This is a genomic window from Pseudophaeobacter sp., assembly GCF_039971195.1.
Taxonomy (GTDB): Bacteria; Pseudomonadota; Alphaproteobacteria; order Rhodobacterales; family Rhodobacteraceae; genus Pseudophaeobacter.
On sequence record NZ_JBDWPJ010000236.1, the window covers coordinates 1 to 2,285 of the forward strand.

At 58.4% G+C, this 2,285-nt stretch carries 1 protein-coding gene; it reads left to right on the forward strand.

Translation table 11 applies throughout. The annotated features are described in order from the left end of the window. Positions 1 to 256: 256 nt before the first annotated feature. Positions 257 to 2,272: a M3 family metallopeptidase gene (locus tag ABJP42_RS20515; protein WP_348343798.1), complete on the forward strand. Its 2,016-nt coding sequence runs from the start codon at positions 257 to 259 to the stop codon at positions 2,270 to 2,272. Positions 2,273 to 2,285: the final 13 nt, after the last annotated feature.

The window sequence follows — 2,285 nt, forward strand, 5'->3', positions numbered from 1 at the left end:
TCCGCGACGCTTCAACGCTTCATTGTAAGCCGACCAGTTCTTGGTCTTGTATTTCGTAGGGGCCCAACTGCTCATAGCCTCTAGTTATCATCCTGGATTCACAAGATGAATCCCCTCAGGCTATTTGTGCAACAAAGCCATTGCGACAGCAGAACTCCATTGCTTTTGAACTTTCCTTTTGTTGAACCACTTGCAGCTTGTCTGATTGCAGCCCCACCACATCACCGCTACCCTCTGCGCAAAGGAGACCGCTGTGATGACAAACCCCCTCTTGTCCCAATGGGATACCGCTTTTGAAATTGCCCCCTTTGACCAAATTCAGGACACGGATTTTGCGCCTGCTCTGGATCAGGCACTGGCTCAGCACCAAGCGCAGATTGCTGAAATCGCCGGGAACTCTGAACCCGCCACATTTGACAATGTGATTGAAGCGCTGGAAACCCCCTGTCCGGCGCTGGAGCAGGTTCTGTCGGTGTTTTACACAGTGGCTGGGGCCGACAGCAATCCAGAACGGGAGGCGCTGCAACGGGATTTTTCCCCCAAACTGGCGGCGCATTTTTCCGCGATCACCGCCAACAAGGCGCTTTATGGCCGGGTCAAGCAGGTCTGGGAACAGCGCGACAGTCTGGATCTGAGTGATGAGCAGGCGCGGGTGCTGATGCTCACCCATCGCGGCTTTGTGCGCGGTGGGGCGGCGTTGGAAGGTGAGGCCGATCAGCGCATGCAAGAGATCAAGGGGCGGCTGGCCAGCTTAGGAACCGAGTTCACCCAGAACCTTTTGGCGGATGAGCGTGATTGGCACATGGAGCTTGGCGAAGAGGATCTGGAAGGGTTGCCAGAGTTTGCCATTGCCACAGCCCGCGCAGCCGGTGTGGAAAAGGGGGCAGATGGTCCGGTGGTGACGCTGTCACGTTCGATTATCACGCCGTTTTTGCAGTTCTCGCCGCGCCGGGATCTGCGTCAAAAGGCCTTTGCCGCCTGGACGGCGCGCGGCGCCAATTCAGGAGAGACCGACAATCGCGGTATCGCCGCCGAGATCCTTGCCCTGCGGGCGGAACGCGCGGCGCTACTGGGCTATGACAGTTTTGCGCAGTACAAGCTGGAAACCGAGATGGCCAAGACCCCCGCTGCTGTCCGTGACTTGTTGATGGATGTCTGGGAGCCCGCAAAGGCCCGCGCCGATGCCGATGCCGAGGTGCTGGAGCAGATGATGCAGGCGGATGGCATCAACGGCGATCTGCAACCTTGGGATTGGCGCTACTACGCCGAGAAACGCCGCAAGGTGGAGCATGATCTGGATGAGGCGGAGCTGAAACCCTATTTGCAGCTGGATCGGATGATCGAGGCCAGTTTTTCTTGTGCCAACCGCCTGTTTGGGCTGGAGTTTGCTCCTTTGGATGTGCCGCTTTACCACGAGGATTGCCGCGCCTGGGAGGTGACCCGGAACGGCAAACATCTCGCAGTCTTCATCGGCGACTATTTTGCTCGTGGCTCAAAACGCTCTGGCGCCTGGTGTTCGGCAATGCGCGCCCAGGCCGGGTTCCCCCAGGCGCAGAGGCCGATCGTGATTAATGTCTGCAACTTTGCCAAGGCCACACCGGCGCTGCTGTCCTGGGATGATGCCCGTACTCTGTTCCATGAATTTGGCCATGCGCTGCATCAGATGTTATCAAATGTAAGCTACGAGAGCATTTCTGGCACCTCGGTGGCACGGGATTTTGTCGAACTGCCAAGTCAGCTTTATGAGCACTGGCTAGAAGCGCCTGAGGTGCTGAGCGAATTTGCCACCCATGCGGAGACCGGCGTGGTGATGCCGCCGGAACTGTTGCAAAAGGTTCTGGGGGCTTCGACCTTTGATATGGGTTTCCAGACGGCGGAATATGTGGCCTCGGCGCTGGTGGATCTTGCCTTTCACGAAGGCGCGGCCCCTGAGGATGTGATGGCCAAACAGGCTGAGGTGCTGGCAGAAATAGACATGCCGGCAGCCATCACCATGCGCCATGCGACGCCGCAGTTTGCCCATGTGTTCTCTGGGGATGGCTATGCCTCGGGCTATTACAGTTACATGTGGTCTGAGGTGATGGACGCCGATGCCTTTGCCGCCTTTGAAGAGGCAGGCGGTGCCTTTGACTCTGAACGTGCTGAGGCCCTGGAGAAGCACATCCTGTCCACCGGTGGCTCGGTGGATGCTGCAGAGCTGTACAAGGCCTTCCGGGGGCGTTTGCCGGGTGTTGAGGCTTTGCTGAAGGGACGCGGGCTGGCGGCTGAATAGGGTTGCCCGGGGG

What these genes read in the sequence shown, in the direction of transcription:
- ABJP42_RS20515 (WP_348343798.1), top strand. Translation starts at nt 257, where the DNA reads ATGACAAACCCCCTCTTGTCCCAATGGGATACCGCTTTTGAAATTGCC.